Source organism: Pantoea allii, from assembly GCF_002307475.1.
In the GTDB taxonomy this organism is placed as follows: Bacteria; Pseudomonadota; Gammaproteobacteria; order Enterobacterales; family Enterobacteriaceae; genus Pantoea; species Pantoea allii.
In genome coordinates, this window is sequence record NZ_NTMH01000052.1 from 61045 (window position 1) to 82215 (window position 21171).

The 21171-nt window shown below is 55.4% G+C and carries 19 protein-coding genes; 7 read left to right on the forward strand and 12 right to left on the reverse strand.

All coding sequences use genetic code 11. From position 1 onward, the window contains the following. The first annotated feature begins 250 nt into the window (after window positions 1–250). The 6 genes from CMR03_RS22525 (at window position 251) to CMR03_RS22550 (ending at window position 6269) form a co-directional block, all read left to right on the forward strand. Entirely contained in the window at window positions 251–1360 is a 1110-nt protein-coding gene (locus tag CMR03_RS22525; RefSeq protein WP_063877605.1) for an ABC transporter ATP-binding protein, read from the forward strand. Continuing rightward, window positions 1357–2223 carry an ABC transporter permease gene (locus tag CMR03_RS22530; RefSeq protein ID WP_063877606.1) on the forward strand — a complete coding sequence of 289 codons (867 nt, stop codon included), beginning with the start codon at window positions 1357–1359 and terminating at the stop codon, window positions 2221–2223. The genes CMR03_RS22525 and CMR03_RS22530 overlap by 4 nt, the downstream gene beginning before the upstream one ends. Continuing rightward, a complete protein-coding gene (locus CMR03_RS22535; protein WP_096012707.1) occupies window positions 2223–3059 on the forward strand; it encodes an ABC transporter permease in 837 nt (278 codons plus the stop codon). Before CMR03_RS22530 ends, CMR03_RS22535 begins: the two co-directional genes overlap by 1 nt. 31 nt (window positions 3060–3090) lie before the next feature. After that, complete coding sequence (locus CMR03_RS22540; RefSeq protein ID WP_063877608.1) at window positions 3091–4194, forward strand: extracellular solute-binding protein; 1104 nt, start codon at window positions 3091–3093, stop codon at window positions 4192–4194. Window positions 4195–4231: 37 nt separating this feature from the next. After that, window positions 4232–4978, forward strand: coding sequence for a glycerophosphodiester phosphodiesterase family protein (locus CMR03_RS22545; protein ID WP_063877609.1), 747 nt, complete (start codon window positions 4232–4234; stop codon window positions 4976–4978). 211 nt (window positions 4979–5189) lie between these two features. Further along, window positions 5190–6269, forward strand: coding sequence for a porin (locus CMR03_RS22550; protein WP_063877610.1), 1080 nt, complete (start codon window positions 5190–5192; stop codon window positions 6267–6269). 117 nt (window positions 6270–6386) lie between these two features. Here the strand turns inward: CMR03_RS22550 and CMR03_RS22555 are convergent, their stop codons facing one another. The 4 genes from CMR03_RS22555 to CMR03_RS22570 form a co-directional block, all read right to left on the reverse strand. Then, window positions 6387–7325 (reverse strand): alpha/beta hydrolase, encoded by a 939-nt coding sequence (locus CMR03_RS22555; RefSeq protein ID WP_063877611.1) that lies wholly within the window; start codon window positions 7323–7325, stop codon window positions 6387–6389. Between the two features lie 170 nt (window positions 7326–7495). Further along, complete coding sequence (locus CMR03_RS22560) at window positions 7496–7834, reverse strand: hypothetical protein (RefSeq protein ID WP_063877612.1); 339 nt, start codon at window positions 7832–7834, stop codon at window positions 7496–7498. A 30-nt stretch (window positions 7835–7864) separates the two neighbouring features. Beyond that, on the reverse strand, window positions 7865–9208 hold the full coding sequence (locus CMR03_RS22565; protein ID WP_063877613.1) for a cation:proton antiporter: 1344 nt from the start codon (window positions 9206–9208) through the stop codon (window positions 7865–7867). Between the two features lie 61 nt (window positions 9209–9269). Continuing rightward, window positions 9270–10478 (reverse strand): MFS transporter, encoded by a 1209-nt coding sequence (locus CMR03_RS22570; protein ID WP_096012708.1) that lies wholly within the window; start codon window positions 10476–10478, stop codon window positions 9270–9272. Window positions 10479–10571: 93 nt separating this feature from the next. Here CMR03_RS22570 and CMR03_RS22575 point away from each other — a divergent pair, with 93 nt between their 5' ends. Continuing rightward, window positions 10572–11504 (forward strand): LysR family transcriptional regulator, encoded by a 933-nt coding sequence (locus CMR03_RS22575; protein WP_096012709.1) that lies wholly within the window; start codon window positions 10572–10574, stop codon window positions 11502–11504. Between the two features lie 62 nt (window positions 11505–11566). Here CMR03_RS22575 and CMR03_RS22580 read toward each other — a convergent pair whose 3' ends face one another. The 8 genes from CMR03_RS22580 to CMR03_RS22615 form a co-directional block, all read right to left on the reverse strand. Further along, on the reverse strand, window positions 11567–12070 hold the full coding sequence (locus CMR03_RS22580; protein WP_014604798.1) for a TIGR00645 family protein: 504 nt from the start codon (window positions 12068–12070) through the stop codon (window positions 11567–11569). A 54-nt stretch (window positions 12071–12124) separates the two neighbouring features. Beyond that, the gene (gene kdpD, locus CMR03_RS22585; protein WP_063877616.1) at window positions 12125–14800 is read right to left on the reverse strand and encodes a two-component system sensor histidine kinase KdpD; all 2676 of its coding nucleotides are present in this window, start codon (window positions 14798–14800) and stop codon (window positions 12125–12127) included. A gap of 13 nt (window positions 14801–14813) precedes the next feature. Then, window positions 14814–15383 (reverse strand): potassium-transporting ATPase subunit KdpC, encoded by a 570-nt coding sequence (gene kdpC, locus CMR03_RS22590; RefSeq protein WP_063877617.1) that lies wholly within the window; start codon window positions 15381–15383, stop codon window positions 14814–14816. Between the two features lie 10 nt (window positions 15384–15393). Continuing rightward, a complete protein-coding gene (gene kdpB / locus CMR03_RS22595; protein WP_096012710.1) occupies window positions 15394–17439 on the reverse strand; it encodes a potassium-transporting ATPase subunit KdpB in 2046 nt (681 codons plus the stop codon). Continuing rightward, window positions 17436–19124 carry a potassium-transporting ATPase subunit KdpA gene (gene kdpA / locus CMR03_RS22600; RefSeq protein ID WP_063877619.1) on the reverse strand — a complete coding sequence of 563 codons (1689 nt, stop codon included), beginning with the start codon at window positions 19122–19124 and terminating at the stop codon, window positions 17436–17438. The genes kdpB and kdpA overlap by 4 nt, the downstream gene beginning before the upstream one ends. After that, the gene (gene kdpF / locus CMR03_RS22605) at window positions 19124–19213 is read right to left on the reverse strand and encodes a K(+)-transporting ATPase subunit F (protein ID WP_015699348.1); all 90 of its coding nucleotides are present in this window, start codon (window positions 19211–19213) and stop codon (window positions 19124–19126) included. The genes kdpA and kdpF overlap by 1 nt, the downstream gene beginning before the upstream one ends. A gap of 109 nt (window positions 19214–19322) precedes the next feature. After that, window positions 19323–20489 carry an HD-GYP domain-containing protein gene (locus CMR03_RS22610; RefSeq protein ID WP_096012711.1) on the reverse strand — a complete coding sequence of 389 codons (1167 nt, stop codon included), beginning with the start codon at window positions 20487–20489 and terminating at the stop codon, window positions 19323–19325. Between the two features lie 151 nt (window positions 20490–20640). Then, window positions 20641–21144, reverse strand: coding sequence for a GNAT family N-acetyltransferase (locus CMR03_RS22615; RefSeq protein WP_096012712.1), 504 nt, complete (start codon window positions 21142–21144; stop codon window positions 20641–20643). Between the last annotated feature and the right edge of the window lie 27 nt (window positions 21145–21171).

The window sequence follows — 21171 nt, forward strand, 5'->3', positions numbered from 1 at the left end:
GACAGCGTTTCGGCGCTGTCCTGCCCTCTTTTTTAATTTTGCCACTCAGCCATACCTCACTGCCTCTGCGCTCAATATTATCCACTACGCATTAAAATAGTTAGCACGTTAAATGTAAGAACTCAAAGCATTAATCTATCTCAATGTTAAATATGGGTTTTAAAAACTTAATGAATTCTTAACCTGCCTGAAATTGCTTAAATTAACATCCGACAATTATTATGCACATCGCATTAATTGCAAGGCACACATGCAGACTAAGACGGGGCAGCCATACGTGAACACACTCGAGATCCATAATGCCATGCTGACGTTCGACGATTTTGTCGCACTGAACGGCATTTCACTTCAGGCCAAAAAAGGGCAGTTTGTCTCCCTGCTTGGCCCATCTGGATGTGGCAAAACCACGCTGCTTAAAGTTATTGCCGGCTTTCACAGTCTTGATAGTGGCGACGTGCTGATCCATCAACAGGACATGCATCATGTTAAGCCTGAACATCGCGACACAGCGATGTGCTTTCAGTCCTATGCGCTTTTTCCTCACCTTTCCGTTGCTGAAAATATCGGTTTTGGCCTGAAGCAGATGAAGATGGCAAAAACGGACATCCAGCAGCGCGTGGCGCAAACCGCCTCTCAGGTATCGCTGAATGCGCATTTGCCTAAGTTGCCTGCCCAGCTATCCGGCGGTCAGCAGCAGCGCGTTGCGCTGGCCAGAGCGCTGGCCGTGCGGCCGGAAATCGTTCTGTTTGATGAGCCACTGTCGAATCTGGATGCCAAATTACGCGACAGCGTTCGGTTGGAGATCCGACAGCTACAGCGTTCACATGGCTTTACCGCTATCTATGTCACGCACGATCGTGCCGAAGCCCTGTCGATGTCTGACGTCGTGGTGGTCATGAATGCGGGAAAGATTGAGCAAACCGGCACCCCTGACGATATCTATTATTCGCCAGTAAACCGCTTTGTCGCGGGGTTTGTCGGTCAGGCTAACTTCATGAAAGCCCGCGTACTGGACGGGGACAGCAGCACGGGTATTTATCGTATTGCGTGTGTCATGGGCGAAATGGAAATACACAGTCACCAGCCGCCCGTCTCAGACTCTGTCTATACCTTCTGGCGTCCTGAGGATGCCCTGCTGAGCGAACACAGCACGGGGAAAAACACCCGCGCTTTCGAGATCGGTGCAGTGAGTTTTCTTGGCAATATTTCTGAACTCCAGGTCCATCCGATTGGGCATGAAGAAACGGAATATCAGTGGTGTATCCAGTTGGTCGGCAAAAACCACATACAGGAAGGTGACCGGGTTAACTTCTCCATTGCGCCTGACAGAATCCGTTTTTTACAGGAAAGCTGTTCATGAAAACACGCAACCGGAACAGGCTGTGTTGGCTGTTGGTTCTGCCTGCCGTCGCGCCGGTGGTGCTCACGCTGGTGCTGATTGTCATCATGGCGTTGGCCCAGTCCGTTGGCCTGTTTAATTTTGGCGCTCCGGCCCACTTCACGCTTCAGTACTGGCAAACCATCCTGAACGACAGTCAGCTGTGGCGCGCGACAGGCTATTCACTCAAGATTGGCGTCATCAGTGCCGTTCTGTCCGTCGCGCTGGCGCTCCCGTTGGCGTTGTGGCTGAGAAAGCCCTTTCCCGGCTCAATGCTGATGGGCGGCTTGCTGAAAGCCCCGCTGATGGTGCACGGACTGGTCGCCGCGCTGCTGTTCATCAATCTGATCTCCTGGCAGGGCTTTATTAACCTGGGGTTACTTAAACTGGGGATCATCTCTCACCCCATCAGGATGCAGAATGACCGCTGGGGAATTGGCGTGATTATTTTGCAGGTCTGGAAACAGCTTCCCTATGCCTTGCTGATTATTACCGGCAGCCTGCGCGCCATTGGCGATGAACTCTTTGATGCCGCGCGAGATTTGGGTGCCGGCAACGCTGCCCGGCTGTTACAGATCATTCTGCCTTTATCCATTAAATCCGTTCAGGTGTCGCTGGTGCTGATTTTCATCGGCGCATTGGGTGACTTTTCATTTCAGGTGGTTGCAGGGCCGACCAGCGTCTTTTCCCTGTCGCAATACATGCTGCGTTTCCCCGAAATCAGCGCCCAGGGCTGGAATCTTGCGGCGGTTGTCGCGGTTATTTTAATGCTGGCGGCTTTTGTCGGTGCGGTCGTGCTTGCCGGTCTGGCGAAATGGCTACAACAAGCCGGAGAAAACAAATAATGCAAGCCAGAGAGACCTTGTCCCCGCTGCGGGTCATCATGATGATCCTGATCACCGCCCTGTTTATGCTGTGGCTGGTTATTCCCTTTATGTTGACCGTACTGTGGTCACTCGTCGACAAAACCCATCCCTGGGCATGGCCAGATGCCCTGCCGCCCGTTCTCTCGCTGGGCCGTTGGGTCGAGGTATGGACCACGACCGCGCTACCTCAGGCACTCAGGAACAGCTATCTACTGGCGGCAACCGTGTCCATCTGCACCCTGGTGCTGGCCCTGCCTGCGGCGTGGGCGTTCGGCAGAATGTCATTCTCCGGCAAGCACCTGTTACAGAATGCGATTTTACTGCCGCTGATCGTACCAGGGTTTGTCGTCGCGCTGTTTTTTTCCATGCTGTTGAACGTCGCGGGCATCCACACCCGATTTGGCGGCATTTTGCTGGGACATACCATTATATTAATGCCCTACGCCGTGCGAATTCTGACCATCTCTTTCTCTCAAATACGCCAGGACACGCTCGATGCGGCACGCGATATGGGCGCCTCTGTTATTAATCGTTTTATTGTGGCTTGTTTACCCACCATCCGGCCCGGAATATTTGCCGCATTAATTATTGTCTTTACGTTATCAATAGAAGAATTCGCGATAAGTTTTATTGTCGGCTCACCCGATTTTATTACCGTGCCGACCATTCTGTATTCCTATCTGGGTTACAACTTTATCCGACCCAATGCGGCGGTTATTTCTTTAATGCTGGTTGTGCCAAATGTCATTTTAATGTTGATAGCAGAAAAATTACTGACTAAAAACCCTGTTGCCTCCTTTGCAGGAAAAGGCTGACAGCCATTATCACTCGTTATTGGGGACTATTATGTTCAGACTATTTGCCGCAATGTTATTGCTGGCCGGGGCTTTCTGTAGCCAGGCTCAGGATCTGACCACGATGAACTGGCAACAGATTGTCGAGCAGGCTAAGAAAGAAGGGACATTAACCTGGTATCACTGGTATTACCAGGATCGTTTAAAAGAACAGGTCAGCCTGTTTGAAAAACAGTATGGCATTAAGGTCACGCTCTCTGAAGGCCCACTGCAGGGCAATATTAATAAACTCATGGCTGACCGTGGACGTGAAGCGGGCGATATCGATCTGTTTTCCATTGGCGGTGGCGCCTTCGGTACGGTATCACCACAGCAGACATTTTTTGGTCCGATTAATACATTACTTCCTGAAGGTAAAACCCTAAATTATTCGATTGAGGGAACCGACAGCAAAGGCTATGGCGTGGCGTTTTGGGGCAACCAGACGGGCCTGGCTTATGATTCCCGTCGCATGAAAGAAAGCGAGCTGCCCAGAACCCTGCCGCAGATAACGGCCTTCCTGCAAAGTCATCCACAGGAATTTGGTTTTAACGTCGAAAACGGTGGGTCGGGTCCGGCGTTTATTGAGTCAGTCACTCGCACGCTGGTGCCGGGTTTTGATTTTACCAAAGGCGATGCCGATGTAAAAAGCCTGACGGCGCTCCAGCCCGCCTGGAACTGGTTCAAACAGCAACGTCCCAATTACATCATTACCGCGTCTAACGCCGACAGCGTTACCCGACTGGTCAGCGGCGAGTTTCTGCTGGTGCCGGCCTGGGAAGATTATCTGGTGGGCTTAGAAAACCACGGTGAAGTCCCTAAAACCATCAAACTTTATATTCCTGACTTCGGCATGCCCGGCGGCGGAAATATGGTGGCCATTCCTAAAAACGCACAACACAAAGCCGCAGCCTTGCTGTTTATACACTGGCTGACGCTGCCCACCACCCAACGGCTGTTTCAGCAGGTTTATGGCATCACGCCGCAAAATAAAGAAGTGAATCGCGATGCCGGGCTAATCAACAGCAAAGAGCGCATTCATGGTACCCAGTTCATGCCTAAGCCGCTGGGTGATGAAGTCAGAACAGAATTTTCTAATCAGGTCTTACTCAAGTAGATCGGCGATACACCCATAACAGAAGGTAAAGCGAAGAATGTCGAAGAAAAAACATCCTGTGCGCGTGGTGAACTCGCACCTGATTGCCCACCGTGGCGCGCCCCTGTTAGCGCCAGAAAACACGCTGCCTTCGTTTCAGGCGGCCGTTGAACACGGGGCAACGTGGATAGAGGTGGATGTCAAACTGACCAAAGATATGCACCCGGTGATTATTCATGATGATGCTGTCGACCGGACCACCAATGGTAAAGGCTATGTGGCGAACTTAACGCTGGATGAGATCCGCTCGCTGGATGCTGGCGTGCGTTACGGTCACATCTTTAAAGGCGTCAAAGTGCCCACGCTGGCTGAAACAGTGGGCTTTGTGCTGGATAAAGGCATCGGGCTGCAGCTGGAAATTAAGCCGACCTCAGGACAGGAAATTGAAACGGCGGAGATTGCGATTACCCAGTTGAAGTCGCTGTGGCCCGCAGGCGAGAAAAAGTTATTTATTAGCAGCTTCTCTGAACTCTCGTTACAGGTTGCCGCAAAAATTATGCCGGACGTCCCACGTGGACTGGCGGTGTGCGTGCCGCCGAAAGATCCTGCAGCGCTGCTCGCCAGAACAGATTGCCAGATCCTGCATTTCCTGGGCGACTTCGCCACGGACGATGACCTGCAGCGCCTGTCCCATTCAGGGATTGAGTTCGCGATTGCCACCATTAATGACCCGGCACTGGCCCGCAAATATATCGACGCGGGCGCGCAAACGGTGTTAAGCGATATACCCGACTTAGCATTTTAATAAAAAGTATTTTAATAAAAAACCATCAGGGCATTACCTGCCTGAAGGGCTGGCACCAGGGAAAAGCATTATAAAAAATGGCCATATTATTTATGGCCAGATAATTGATTTTATTGTTTCGCTATTCGACAAAACGAATGTGACGTTGAAATAAATGCCGCCCTGCGCGGTTACATCCTCACGCTTCAATGACTAGATAAGGGTAGATGATATGCACAACAAAATAAAAACAGTCGCGCCGTATGCAATATGTTTTCTGGTTTCATTTTCTGCATGCTCCGCCGAAATTTATAATAAAGACGGTAATAAACTCGACCTCTACGGTAAAGTCGATGCACGCCATGTGTTTTCCGATAATATCGCGGAAGATGGTGACAACTCTTATGCACGTCTGGGCTTTAAAGGTCAGACGCAAATTAACGATAAGCTTACCGGCTATGGTCAATGGGAATATAATTTCCAGTTGAATCACAGTGAAGGCGCCACCGACGCCCAAACAGGTAATGCCACGCGGTTGGGGTTTGCCGGTCTGAAGCTGGATGACTTCGGTTCATTCGATTATGGTCGCAGCTTTGGCGCACTGTATATTGCCTCTGCCTACACAGACATGGCGCCAATCTACGGTTCTGGCACCATGACCACCAACGATAACTTCCTGTCAAAACGCTCGACCGGTCTTGCGACCTGGCACTCCCCGGACTGGGGCGGATTAAAGTTAACCCTGCAGTACCAAGGGAAAAATGATCGTTCAACCGCCAAACTGGCGAACGGGGATGGCTACGGTGCCGGTCTGACCTACAGCATCACCGATGGCCTGAGCATTGCCGCCGCGGGCATGAAAGCAAAACGTACCCTGACTCAGCAAGCTGACGGCCAGGGAGACGAGGCGACCGCCTGGGTAACGGCGGCGAAATATGATGCCAACCAAATCTATCTGGCCGCCATGTACGGTGAAGCCAACGATGTGACGCCTTATGGACAGCTGGCACAGGTCGCCGATAAAACCCATAACTTTGAGGCGATTGCGCAATACCAGTTCCTGAACGGCTTGCGTCCCTCTGTTGGGTTTGTGACACAGCGTGGCGAAAACCTGCAGGGCGCAGGGAATTTTGCCGGTGGCAGCCAGACTATGCAGAAATATATTGCGGTGGGCACCTACTACTATTTCAACAAGAACATGCTGACCTATGTGGATTACCGCATTAACTTGCTGAAAGAAAATGACTTTACGCGTGCAACCGGCATTACGACAAAAAACAGTATCGGTATGGGCCTGACTTATCAGTTTTAACAGGCGGCTCCTGCCTGCACACGTGCTTTAACCTGTATCGCTTCAATCCTGAGAATCGCTACTGTCGCGAGGCCGGCGAATGCCGGCTTTTTTTACGTCAGTCCGCAAAGAAAATGGCTAAAGGGCGGAGGTGGCAGCGTGCCTGACGGGTGACGTGCCCTGACCCAGGTTTTCCAGCCATTTCACGTAAGCCTGATCCCACAGGGCGGCAGGCGTACCGGCTTTACCCAGTCCAAAACCATGTCCACCGCTGGAAAGCTGGATCAGCTGTACTGGCACACGATTGCGACGGCAGGTGTCACGCATTAACTGGGTATTAAAGGGTTTTGAGGTGTGATCGTCGCCGGCCTGGGCCAGAAATGTGGGCGGATACAGATTCGTCACGTAGTTTTGTACGGACCAACTGGCTTCTTCCTGCGGGCTGGCGTCGTTGCCCACCATCATCAGGTGAGTATTGGTATGTTGATACGGCGCTTCCAGCGTAATCACCGGATAAATCAGCCCTACGCTGTCGGCTTTTGGCACTTCCTGATCCAGCCTGTCAACGGGCGTGTATGACTGAAACTCCGGGCGCGCCGCCGCCATGCCCAGTAAATGCCCACCGGCTGAAAAGCCTAAGACATGCACTTTACGTTCAAACGATCGTATCAGGCGCAGGGCACGCTGTGCATCCTGCAAGGGCGCAAGATTGCCCGCCTGCCATTTCTCGCGCGGCAAACGATAGCTCAGCACGTAGGCGGTATAACCATTGGCATTTAACCAATGCGCGACGGGCCAGGCTTCGCGGCCCATCCCAATCCAGCGATAACCGCCACCGGCCGCGATTAATACCGCTTCGCCGTTGGGATTTTCTGGCCTGAAACGTTGAATCGCCGGGCTGACAATATTGGACCATGAACCCCATGCATCAACATGCAGGGTGCCAGACGGACCGCCGCCGCCGGGCGGTTCGTCCGGCCAGAGGGGAATAATATCATCGCGGGCAAACAGTTTGCTGGTAGCCAGTGAAAGCGCAAGCGCTCCTGTGCCGAAAATAAAGCGTCGACGCGTAATCATGATGCCTGTTAAATCAATGCCATAAAGGTTAGCCGACCTTTTCGGCCCGCTGCGTTGTTATTATGTATCGCACATTTGGTTAAGACGCTGGCGATTATGTACGCAATCGGTAGTGAAAATCCATTAAAAAACGCGCCATTTTAGCGCGTTTATTGACGATTTAACGGCGGTTAATCTTCTTGCTGAAACTGCGTCATTACCGTTTGCTCACACTGCTGCGAATTGGTACGCAGTTTGGCGCGTTCTTCATCGCCCAGTTGTAGCCATGCACTCGCCACTTCGTTTGCCAGCTCTTCGTCAAATTCAGGCTTACTGACGGCAGAGGAGGACTGCGATCCTGCCACGCTGGCTTTCATTTTTTCGACATACTGGTCAGCTGTCGAAACGCTTTTTTCACTGCTGACAATATGGCACAGCTGGCTGGCATACACGCTTTCTTCACTGTTCTCTGCCGCCAGTGCACTGCCAGAAGCCAGCATGCTCAGCAACAGTATCTGAGATATCTTCATCATCTACTCCTGTTATCAGTTAACTCACTCTCATGACTGGCGCTGTTTCGCCTCCAGTCGCGCCTGGCGCCAGTTGAGCAGCGGCGTCACAGAAATACCGTGGACCACGATGCTGCACACCACCAGCGTCAGCGCCATATCAACCATTATCTTTGCCTCTGCCCCGACCATGCCATGGACCCAGGCAAACGCAATATAGTTAAGACTACCAATACCACGGATACCCAGCCAGCCAATCAGCAACCGCTGAGGAACCGGCATGCCAGTGCGCAGGGTCACCAGCCAGACGGCAAGCGGTCGCACCACCGCAAACAGCAACAGCCCAAGCAGGACGCCCTGCATGTTCCAGTGGTGCGCCATGGTCACGCCAAGTACCACCATCATCATGGCAGCCAACAGGCGTTCGATAGTATCGCCAAAAGAGAGCGCATCGCCTACCACTAAACCGACCGATTTCACCATGCCACTGCTACGTTGCTGTAACCGTTTGTTGGGATTCACCAGCGCCTCGGCAGGCAGCAGCCGATCGTCATCGGGCATATCGTCTGGTTGGTAGCGTTTAAAGACGCCCAGCTCCGCACGGCGCAGGCCCAGACCAGCCGCAAAGGTGGCCAGAAAGCCCGAGGCACCGACCCATTCGGCCAGTGCATAGCTGAGCGCGATCAGCGCCAGCGCGAGGAAGTCATTGGGTGCCACATCGCCGTGGGCATTGCGCAGCCGGGTGGCCAGCAGACCGACCAGGCGACCCAGTCCAAATCCCAACAGGATACCGCCGCCAATGGCCCACACGACATCGACAGCAGCCCAGTGCGCCACCATGCCCGTGCCCAGGCTTTCGCCGTTAAACAGCAGCAGCGCCAGAATCAGTAAGGGCAGTGCGGAACCATCGTTCATGCCCGCCTCACTGGAAATGGCTACGCGCAGGGCATCATCATCCTGAGCATCGCTCACGGAGATCAGGCTCGCCAGCACGGGATCGGTGGGCGCAACAATCGCGCCAAACGCCAGGGCAATGGGCCACGACAGCCCCACCAGCCAGTGAGACAGCAGCGTCATGGCCGCGACCGTCATCAACATCGCCGGGAACGCCAGTAAGCCGCCAGCGCGCCAGCTCCGGGCCTTAAGCGGCAGGCGCAGCTTTAGGCCGGTAATGAACAACGACGCGGCCATGGTGATTTCAGTAATGTGCGTGACGAGTTCCGCATGGCGAAGGATATCGATTTCGATAACATCAAATACCCACGGCCCGCAGGCTATCCCGGCTAACAAGAAAAGACCAAAAGAGGTCACCGGGCCACGGTGTATCCACCCTGACGCCAGCGACATTAATAACAGAAGACAGCCCGTCGCAGCTGTCCAGGCAATAAAGTTCATAACGCACCGTTTTAATTGAGTTTATGACTAAGCCTGGCACATTTGCTGACGGGCGGAAGGATCAGTCCTTGAGGTGGCGACTGGCGAGACGCACGATCAGGCTGACAGCCGCGGCCAGCGTCGACAAGACCACAACGCCATTCCAGCCCCAGTGAGCAAGCGCCAGACTGCCCAGCGCCGCACCGCTCGCCATGCCGATAAATACGATGGTAAACAGCAGGGCATTCAGTCGGCTGCGCGCGTCGGGCACCAGGCCATAAATCAGGGTTTGATGCGCGACCAGCGTGGCTTGCACGCCTAAATCGAAGCCAATGGTGCAGATAATGATTAATACCAGCTGACCGGGGAGCGGCAGCAGCGGCAACAAAAACATCAGGGCGAAAGAGAACGTGACCAGAGCGGCACCAAACTGGGTGACGCGCGCCGGGCCGATACGATCGGCGACGTTACCTGCCAGCGGCGCGGCCAGTGCACCTGCTGCCCCCGCCAGGCCAAAGGCACCGGCGATAGCACTGTCAAAGTGAAAACGTTCGCTGAGCATGATCGCCAGTGTGGACCAGAAGGCGCTGAAGCTCACAGAGAGCAGCCCCTGAGCCAGCGCGGCACGTCGCAGGGTTTGATGTTCACGCCACAGCTGCACCAGTGATAAAAGCAGACGGGGATAGCTCACTGACGTGCCGGGCGTAAAGCGTGGTAACACGCGCCACAAGGTCAGGCTGATCAGCAATACGGCAATAGCCGCTATCATGTACATCGTGCGCCAGCCAAAATACTCCGCCACCACGCCGCTCACGACCCGGGATAATAAAATCCCCACCAGTAACCCCGTCATTACCGTGCCAACGATTTTACCCCGACGTTGTGCCGGAGCCAGCGCGGCCGAGGCCGGAACAATGTCCTGCGCCACGGTCGCCGTCAGCCCGGTCACAAAGCTGGCGATAAGCAGCGCGCTGATGCCGCCGGAGAACCCACACAACAGCAGCGCCATCACCAGCAGCAATCCCTTGACCAAAATGATGGTGCGCCGATCGTGGCGATCGCCAAGCGGGGCCAGCAACAGAATGCCTAAGGCATAACCGGCCTGCGTTAACATCGGCACCATGCCAACAGTACCAACGCTGATCTGGAACTGCTTACTGATGATATCCAGCATCGGCTGGCTGTAGTAAATCGAGGCGACGCTCAGGCCCGCGCCGGCAGCCAGCGTAAAGACCAGGGGCGCGGGCAGACGTTCGGTGGCAGGTGGGGTGATATTGTTTACCGCTGACATGGTGGCATCCTCAAAAAATAGTGTGACAAGTAAAGCCTGTTTTTGACATACGCGGTAGACTCATAAAAGACAAAACGGTTATACGTGGGACGCATGAGAAATTTCAACAACAGCGATCGTATCGAATTGATGCACACTTTTATTCGCATTGTCGAGAGCGGCAGTTTGACCGCAGCCGCGTTACAACTGGGCATTACGCAACCGACAATCAGCCGCCGCTTGCAGTCCCTTGAGCAGGGGCTTGGGCTGAAGCTGATACTGCGCACCACGCATGCGCTGAAGCTCACCGATGATGGGGAACGTTGCTATGCTCAGGCCCGGCAGCTCATGGCGACCTGGCACGCGCTGGAGGATGAACTGACCGGCGCAGGCAGTGATCCGGTCGGGATATTGCGAGTGCGGGCGCCTCATGCATTCGGTCAGGATCAACTGGTCGCACCGCTGGTGACTTTTATGCGCCGCTATCCCCGTTTACGCATTGAATGGATGCTGAACGACAGGACGCCGGACTTCGTCGCCGAGAACGTGGACTGTGCGATTCAGGTTGGCGCACCGACCGATCCTTCTGTGGTGGCTGTGCTGCTGGCTGAAGTGCCACGCATTGTCGTTGCCGCGCCCGCGCTACTCTTGCAGCATCCGCCGGTCAGGCAGGTGGAACAGCTGGGGGATTTGCCCTGGCTGGCGTTGACCAGCTTCTACCGTAACGAGATAGCGTTACAGAATCAGGACAGGGATGAGCCGGTGAATCTGCCCATCGTTCCCGTGCTCAGTAGCGACAGCCTGTATGCCGTGCGCAAGGCCGCCCTGGCGGGCCTGGGTGCGGCTATTATGTCGACATGGGTCATACAGGAGGATTTGGCGCAGGGCAATCTGGTTCAGTTGATGCCGGAATGGCAGGCTCCCCCGTTGCCGGTGTGGCTGACCTATCCCTGGGCAAGCTACTATCCTGCCAGGCTGACCGCGTTTTTTGCCATGATCAAAGCGGTATTTCCGCACCTGACGGGCGCGCGCCCCGCGTCAGGCTGAACCGGGCTTCCCCCACAAGGGAAGCCGTATAACCGGACGGCGTTCGGCGATGTTGCGGTTGGTCAGACGTTTTTCTTTTCCGCTCGCGACATGTTGTCCAGCCAGCCCATCACGAAGGCCGACAGGACAAAGGTCAGATGGATGATGACGTACCACATCAGCTTGTCGTTTTCGACATTGCGCGCATCCATAAATACCCGCAGCAGGTGGATGGAGGAAATCGCCACAATCGAGGCCGCGACTTTATTTTTCAGCGAGCCGGAATCCATTTTACCCAGCCAGCTCAGCTTCTCTTTGCCCTCGTCAATGTCGAGTTTGGACACAAAGTTTTCATAGCCTGATAGCATGACCATCACCAGCAGCCCGCCCACCAGCGTCATATCCACCAGCGACAGCAGCAGCAAAATCAGATCGTTTTCTGCGATGCTAAAAATGTTGGGCAACAGGTGAAAAATTTCCTGGAAAAATTTGACGGTGAGCGCCAGCAATCCCAGCGAAAGTCCAATGTAAACCGGAGCCAACAACCAGCGCGATGCATACATCAGGTTTTCGGTAAAACGTTCCATAATTTCCCAATCATAATCAGTAAGGTCGCGCATTATAACCGATCATCTGTGAAGTTATTTCAAGCCTTCAGGAGAAATTTCAGGAACCGGTGGCAGCGGTAAAGAGAGACGGAAGCAGGCACCGCCTTCCGGGCGATTTTCCGCCCAGATCTGGCCGCCATGGCTCTCGATAATCGTTTTACAGATCGCCAGCCCCAGGCCGACGCCCGGCACCGCCGATTCTTTATCCCCGCGCGAAAATTTGTCGAAAATTCGCGTCAGGTCATTGTCGGCTATGCCTGGGCCACCATCCCAGATGGCGATTTCCAGCCGCGTATTTTCACACCAGGCCCGAATGCCACGAGGCGCGCAGTTGCCTGCGTACTTCAGGCTGTTTTCAATCAGGTTGGTAAATACCCGCTCCAGGAGCGTGCTGTCGCCTTTAATCAGAACGATATCCGTAGGCAGATCGAGCTCAACCTCCCGTCCCTTGAGCGACGGAGCCATGCTGCTGAGCGCGCCGCCAATCACCTCTTCCAGCGCCAGCCACTCTTCGCGTAAATTCAGACCACCCGACTGGATACGCGCCATATCCAGCATGTTACTGACCAGCCGAATGGTACTCAGGGTTTGTTCACGAATCTGGCTGGCCTGCGGTACATACTTTGAGTCATCACTGGCCAGGTCCAGCATCAGCATTTCGGCCTGACCAAACAGCACCGTCAGCGGCGTGCGTAAATCATGGGACAGGGCTGACAACAAGGCATTGCGCAGCTGTTCCCGTTCCGCAGACAGTCGCGAAGCCGCCTCACTTTGCGACAGCGCCATCCGCTCCAGGGCGTTGGCAATCAGCACGGTGAAGGTTTCCAGCAGCCGCTGCTGTTCCGGCACCATCAGCTGACGCACATTTTGCGGTTCAACGACCAGCAATCCGCGACACAGATCGCCCACTTTTAACGGAAGAATTTGGTAAGGCACCGCCGGTAAGGTATCCGTGCCTGCACCAGCAGGCTGGCCCTTACTGAAGCTCCATTTCGCAATTGCCCGATCCGGTTCATTGCCCGGCAGCGCATTGCCCAGGGTTTGCAGTTCACCCTGTTCATCGGGCAACAGCAGCAGGCAGCGCGCCTGTAACGTCGCCTCCAGCACCCGCTGGCTGGTTGCGGCGATATCTTCGGGCGTCAGGCCGCTTCCCAGTGACTTAGCCATTTCGTACAGATGCCGCGTGCGCTGCTCACGGTAACGGGCAACCCGCGCCTGATAGCGGACACCGGCCGTCAGATTACCCACAATCACCCCCACCGCCAGCATGACGCCAAAGGTCACTAAATATTGCAGATCCGACACCGCGACCGTGCCGGTTGGCGCGACGAAAAACAGGTCAAAGGCAATGATGTTCATCACCGTGGCAATGACCGACGGCCAGCGCCCATAGCGCAACGCGACGATCACCACCGCCAGCAGGTAGATCATCACGCAGTTGGCCGGATCGAAGCTGATCAGCACCGACTGCCCTGCGGCGGTGACCAGAATACACAGCACCAGCGCCATCAGGACGCCGCGCAGCTGCAGCCGCCATTTATCGCTGTTAACCCGATCCTCGGCTAACGGATGGGGCGCATCCTGAATCGGCTCATTCAGCGCCACCACCAGCAGATCCAGATCGGGCCCCAGTTGCCCCAGACGTTCAGCAAAGCTGTCACGCCGCCAGCGCCGCACCGGGCGTCGCCCCGTCACGATCTTACCGAGGTTGTGTTCACGTGCGTAACGCAGGACCGCCTGCGCCTCATCCGGGTCGGAGAGCGTCGCCGTTTCCGCTCCCATATCCTGCGCCAGCTTCAGCGTGCGTAAAATAGCCCGACGCCGCGCTTCCGGCAGCCGGTTGAGGCGAGGCGTTTCCACGTAAACCGCATGCCATTCACTGCCCAGTCTGGCGGCCAGCCGTGCCGCCGTCCGCACCAGCTTTTCACTGCCGGTGTCATCACCAATACACAGCAGAATGGCATCACGCGTATGCCAGACACGATCCCGTCCCTGGCTGTCGCGCCAGGCGCGCATCTGGTCATCCACCCGATCGGCCGTGCGGCGCAGCGCCAGTTCACGCAGGGCAAACAGATTGCCTTTACGAAAGAAATTTTCGATGGCCCGTTCGGCACGATCGCCAATGTACACCTTGCCCTCTTTCAGGCGTTGGCGGAGGTCGTCGGGGGGAAGGTCGACCAGCACCACTTCGTCGGCACCGTCGAAAAAGGGATCGGGTACGGTTTCGCGTACCTGAATGCCGGTGACGCCACCGACAACATCATTCAGGCTTTCCAGATGCTGAACGTTCACTGTAGTCAGGACATCAATGCCGGCCTCCAGCAGTTCTTCAATATCCTGCCAGCGTTTGGGATGACGTGATCCTTTCACGTTGGTGTGCGCCAGCTCATCCATCAGAATGACCGCCGGATGGCGTGCCAGCGCGGCATCAAGGTCGAACTCTGCGTGCCGCGAACGGCCAGTGGCGCGGCGCGGCAACAGCACCAGTCCATTAAGAAGCTGGGCCGTTTCCGGGCGATCGTGCGTTTCCACCACGCCCACCAGCACATCCAGTCCCTGGGCACGCAGCCGCTGCGCTTCCTGCAACATGGCATAGGTTTTCCCTACGCCCGCGCAGGCACCAAAATAGATTTTCAGTTTGCCGCGATGGCTGTCACTGCTGGCCTGCAGCAGGGCATCCGGATCGGGGCGCAGCGGTTCGTGGTTCATAGCTTCCTTAGACTTATTTGAGGTCATTCAGCGCCAGGTTAAGCTGCAGCACGTTCACAGTAGGTTCACCGATGAAGGGCAACAGCGGACGCTGCGTCATGCTGTCTACCAGTGCGTCAACTTTCGCCAGCGGTAACTGACGTGCTGCCGCAATGCGCGGGGCCTGCCACAGCGCGGCTTCAGGCGAAATCTCCGGGTCCAGCCCACTGGCGGATGTGGTAACCAGTTCCACGGGTACCGCGCCGTTGGCCTGCGGATTCGCCGCCCGTAACGCCGCTACGCGTTCTGCCACCGCTTTATCCAGCGCCGGATTGCTGGCGGCCAGATTACTGCCGCTGGATGCCAGCGGATTGTAAGGTTTATCACCGGTTGCAGAAGGCCGCCCCCAGAAATTACCGGGTTGGCTAAAATTCTGACCAATCAGCGCAGAACCCCGTTCTTCGCCATCCACTTTCAACAACGACCCGTTAGCCTGCCAGGGAAACAGCCACTGCGACAGGCCAGTGGTGAGCAAAGGATAAACCACGCCGCACACAATCGTTAGCAACAAAAGCAGGAAAACCGCCGGACGTAACTGACTCATTTTATTCTCCTCAGGCCATACCAGACAGCACGAGCAACATATCAATCGCCTTGATGCCCACAAACGGCACCAGCAGCCCACCTAATCCATAAATCAGTAAATTACGGCGCAACAGCGACGCGGCACTCAAGGGGCGATAGCTGACACCTTTAAGCGCTAAAGGGATCAGGAACACAATCACCAGGGCGTTAAAGATAACGGCCGACAGGATGGCTGATGCGGGTGAGTGCAGATGCATCACATTGAGCATATTTAACTGTGGATAGGTCGCCGCAAACGCCGCCGGGATGATGGCGAAATATTTGGCGACGTCATTAGCGATACTGAAGGTGGTCAGAGAACCGCGCGTCATCAGCATCTGTTTACCAATGTGTACCACTTCCAGCAGTTTGGTGGGGTTCGAGTCCAGATCGACCATGTTCCCCGCTTCTTTAGCCGCCTGAGTACCGGAGTTCATGGCAACCGCCACATCCGCCTGTGCCAGTGCCGGCGCATCATTGGTGCCGTCGCCGGTCATCGCGACCAGGCGCCCTTCCGCCTGATACTGACGAATCAGCGCCAGCTTGGCTTCCGGCGTCGCTTCTGACAAAAAGTCATCCACGCCCGCCTCTGCCGCAATGGCGGCCGCCGTTAGTGGGTTATCACCGGTGATCATCACGGTTTTAATGCCCATCTTGCGCAGTTCTGCGAAACGCTCTTTGATACCGCCTTTCACAATGTCTTTCAGCGCAACCACGCCCAGCACTTTTGCGCCCTCGGCCACCACCAGCGGTGTGCCACCGGCCCGCGCCACCTCTTCAACCCGGGCGTTTACTTCTGCCGGAAAGGCACCGTGGCTGGCTTCAATATGACGACGCACCGCATCGACCGCACCTTTACGGATCAGACGGTCCTGTACGTTGACGCCGCTCATGCGGGTTTGGGCAGAGAAGGGAATAAAGCTGGCGCCCATGCTGCTCAGATCGCGTTCACGCAGGTTAAACTTTTGCTTTGCCAGTACCACAATACTGCGCCCTTCCGGGGTTTCATCCGCCAGTGACGCCAGTTGCGCAGCATCTGCCAGTTGCTCTTCCGTTACGCCGGGTGCCGGTAAAAACTGCGTTGCCTGACGGTTACCCAGGGTGATGGTGCCGGTTTTATCCAGCATCAGCACATCTACGTCCCCTGCGGCTTCGACTGCCCGGCCACTGGTGGCAATCACGTTAGCGCCCAGCATACGGCTCATCCCGGCCACACCGATGGCGGACAGCAGGCCGCCAATGGTAGTTGGGATCAGGCACACCAGCAACGCCACCAGCACCGTGATGGTAACCGGCGTGCCGCCCCAGGCTGAAAAAGGCCACAGCGTGACAGTGGCTAACAGAAACACGATGGTGAGCGACACCAGCAGAATAGTCAGGGCAATCTCGTTCGGGGTTTTACGGCGCTGCGCGCCTTCGACCATGGCGATCATCCGGTCCAGGAAGGTTTCCCCTGGGTTGGCGCTACAGGTGATGACCAGCCAGTCGGACAGAATGCGTGTCCCGCCAGTCACCGAGGCAAAATCCCCCCCCGACTCACGGATCACCGGTGCCGATTCGCCGGTGATCGCGCTTTCGTCCACCGATGCGCCCCCTTCAACGACCTCGCCATCACAGGGGATGACATCACCGGCTTCCACCAGCACCGCGTCACCTTTGCGCAGTTGGTCAGCCGCAACCTGCTGCCATTTTGCGCCGTAGTGCGCAGCCGACAGTTTTTTGGCGAAGCTGGTCTTTTTAACCCCTTTCAGGCTGTTTGCCTGGGCTTTACTGCGCCCTTCCGCCAGCGCTTCTGCCATGTTGGCAAACAGCACGGTGAACCATAACCACAGGGCAATGGCACCGGTAAAGCTGGCGCTGCCGCTCTGGTGTCCGGTAAACATCAGTAAGGCCAGAATCGTAGTCAGGATGCTGCCCAGGTAAACCACAAACATGACCGGATTGCGAAACTGCACGCGGGGATCGAGTTTTTTTACAGCATCGATCGCTGAGGCACGTAACAGCGCTGCGTCAAACACCTGTTGTTGACGACTCATGATGATTGTCCCTGAATAAGTTGCAGATGCTCGGCCACCGGACCCAGCGCCAGAGCAGGAATAAAGGTCAGCGCGCCGACCAGCAAGACGGTACCGATTAACAGGGCGATAAACAGAGGCCCGTGCGTAGGCAGCGTACCGTTACCGACCGGTTGCACTTTTTTCACCGCCATGGCACCGGCAATCGCCATGACCGGAATGATGATGCCGAAGCGTCCCAGCAGCATGCACACCGCCAGCAGCAGGTTCCAGAACGGCGTATTGGCGCTCAGGCCCGCAAAGGCGCTACCGTTGTTATTGGCAGCCGACGAGACGGCGTACAGCACTTCACTAAAGCCATGCGTTCCCGGGTTTGCCATGCCGGCGCGTCCGGCATCGGTCATCATCGCGATCGCCGTGCCAATCAGCACCAGCGCGGGGGTGACCAGAATCGCCAGGGCGGTCATTTTCATTTCCCACACGTCGATTTTCTTGCCGAGAAACTCTGGCGTGCGGCCAATCATCAACCCGGCAATAAACACCGCCAGCAAGACAAACAGCAGCATGCCGTACAGACCGGCACCGACTCCGCCAAACACCACTTCGCCCAGTTGCATCAGCAACATGGGCACCATGCCGCCCAGTGCGGTAAACGAGTCGTGCATGGCGTTCACTGCGCCACAGGAGGCCGCCGTCGTAATCACCGCATACAGGCTGGAGTTAAGGATGCCGAAGCGCGTCTCTTTGCCTTCCATATTGATAGCGCTGTCAGCGCCGAGCGTCAGGAAGTGCGGATTACCATGCAGTTCGGCCCACATCACCAGCGCCGCGGCCACCACGAACATCAGCGTCATTGACCACAGCAACATATTTCCCTGACGACGATCTTTGACGCTTTCGCCAAAGGCAAAGCAGAGCGCCGCCGGAATCAGGAAGATACTTAGCATCTGGACAAAATTGGTGAGTGCGGTGGGATTCTCAAACGGATGGGCGGAGTTGACGTTGAAGAAACCGCCGCCGTTGGTCCCCAGCATTTTGATTGCTTCCTGAGAGGCAACCGGCCCCATTGCCAGCGTTTGCTGCGCCCCTTCCAGACTGGTGAGGTTGTGATAAGGCAGGAAGTTCTGGATGCTGCCCTGGCTGACAAAAAACAGCGCCATCAGCAGGCTAATCGGCAGCAGAACGTAGAGCGTCACGCGCGTCAAATCACGCCAGGCGTTGCCCAGCGTGGCGATAGATCGATTCGCAAAACCGCGAATCAATGCAAACGCGATGGCAATACCGGTGGCAGCGGACACGAAGTTCTGCACCGTCAGTCCGACCATCTGACTGAAATAGCTTAAGGTGCTTTCGCCCGCATACGACTGCCAGTTGGTGTTGGTGACAAAACTGATGGACGTGTTCAGCGCCAGATCCCAGCTCAGTCCGGGCAGATGCTGCGGATTAAGGGGCAACTGTCCCTGAAACATCAGCATGGCCAACAGCACAGCCATACCCAGCAGATTGAACACCAGGATCGCCAGCAAGTATTGCTGCCAGCGCATATCGCCTTGTTGGGTTCCTGAGATGCGCCACAGAAAGGCTTCTGCACGCGTAAACAGGGGCTTGTCCGCGACTAACGCGGCCAGCCCGCGCCCCAGCGGCTGCGCCATCACCATCAGTAACAGCAGATAAACCGCTATCAGTAAAAACGCATTGGCCGCCATCAGAAGGCCTCCGCATTTAACAGGGCATAAATCAGATAGCCCAGTAACAACACCACCAGCACAATGCCGGTTATTACGCCTGCACTCACAGCAACCTCCAGAGGATTGGATTTGCTGAGTAGCTTGCGCCTGGGCACATAAAGAAAGGGTTAAAAAGCGGGTCGGGGATATAAAAAATGTATAAAAATAGCCGTACTATCAGGCGACTTCCAACTGCCAGATGCGGCTCAGATCCACGCCGTCCCAGCCACCGTTATCTTCGGCACAGACAATACTGTCAGTACAGAAACTGTCGCCCAGATCCAGTACCTCAGGTTTAATTTCCCGCTGCGCATGCAGTGACCAGAAAACATGCACCTTGGGTCGCTGTAATGACTTATCGCCGCCCTTCACCACCAACGCGATGCGGCCTGATGCCAGGCGGACCAGCGAACCGACAGGATACAGACCGATGGTACTGACAAAAGCGTGCAGTAAGGTGGTGTCAAAATGCCCCTGCCAGCTCAACATCATCTGCAGCGTTTTGGCGGGCGTCCAGCCTTTACGGTAGGGCCGCGTTGAGGTCAGCGCATCGTAAACGTCGCAGATGGTCGTCATGCGGGAATACACGCTAATCTCATGGCCCTTCAGGCCATAGGGATAGCCAGTGCCGTCATATTTTTCATGATGATGCAGCGCTATATCGACCAGATCGTCGCCCGCATGGGCATCCATCAGCATCTGCGCACCGGCAATCGGATGTTCACACATCACCTGAAACTCATCGTCGCTGAGCTTATCGGGTTTATTGAGAATAGAGAGCGGCACCGCCGCCTTACCCAAATCATGCAGTAATCCGCCCATGCCGACCCGTTGCAGTTGCTGAGCATCCAGCCCCAGCTTTTTACCCAAGGCGATCATGAGCCCACATACCGCCATAGAGTGCAGATAGGTGTAATTGTCATGATCTTTAAGCTGCGCCACACGTAACAGCGCCGAAGGCTCACGTTCGATGGAACCGGCAATCTGATCGACAATCGCAATCATATCGCTGAGATTCAGGCCATAGCCCAGGCGTGCCTCGTTGAACATGGCCAGCACCTTTGGCTTGCCCTGTTCAAAAATATGCTGAGCCTGCTCCATTTCCTGAGAGAACGGCGCGCGGATGCCTGAATCGACTTTTTTCGGCGCAGATGGCGTCAATGAAATCGATTTCTCCATATCGATCCATAAACGCGTTATGCCTTCATGACGAAACATCAAAACCTGACGTTGATCGGTGATCAACATCTGGTTGCGAATGCGTTTGTCTTTAAACCACCAGACTTCGAGTTTGTGGACGAACATACCCGGTTTCAGTTCGTCGATTGTTATGAGTTTAATCACAATCTCCCTCCAGAGTATCAGCGGGTGATATCGTGATATCGGCAGGCACTCGGTTTTATGCAGGTCATTTTGTGCGAACGGTGGTGCAGCACAAATTTTAGACGCCAGAGGGAGAGTTTTCCCGTTCACCGGTAAAAGAAAACGGGCGTGGTTACGCTTTCTCAGTGAGCAATATTGCCATCATCACCACATCGTGAAGTTTACCTTCACGCAGCGATGCCTGACGACGGACGCCCTCACGCTCAAAGCCCAGTCGTTCATAGAGCGCTAACGCCCGATGATTATCGTGGAACACTTCCAGCTCCATGCGGGTGATGCCCAGCCAGTTACGGGCATAATCCATGGCGTTACGAATTAAATGCGCGCCGATGCCGCGACCGGAAAAGGCAGGATTGACGCCAATACCGAAACTGATGCAGTGCCGGGTACGCGGATTATGATGAGTGAACAGCGTGAGTTCGCCCACCATTTCACCGTCAACTTCGGCGATAAAATTGATAAAGCCTTCCGCATCCATCTTTGCAAACTTCTTCTCCCAGGTGGCTACGCTGGGAAAAGGCAACTGTAGCGTCCAGGGATAAACGTCCGGATGACCGTAAAGACGTTGATAAGCCGCCGCATCGTGCGGCTCACGGCCGCGCAGAGTGATATCCATATTTAATCCTTTTTAATCGGGCATACA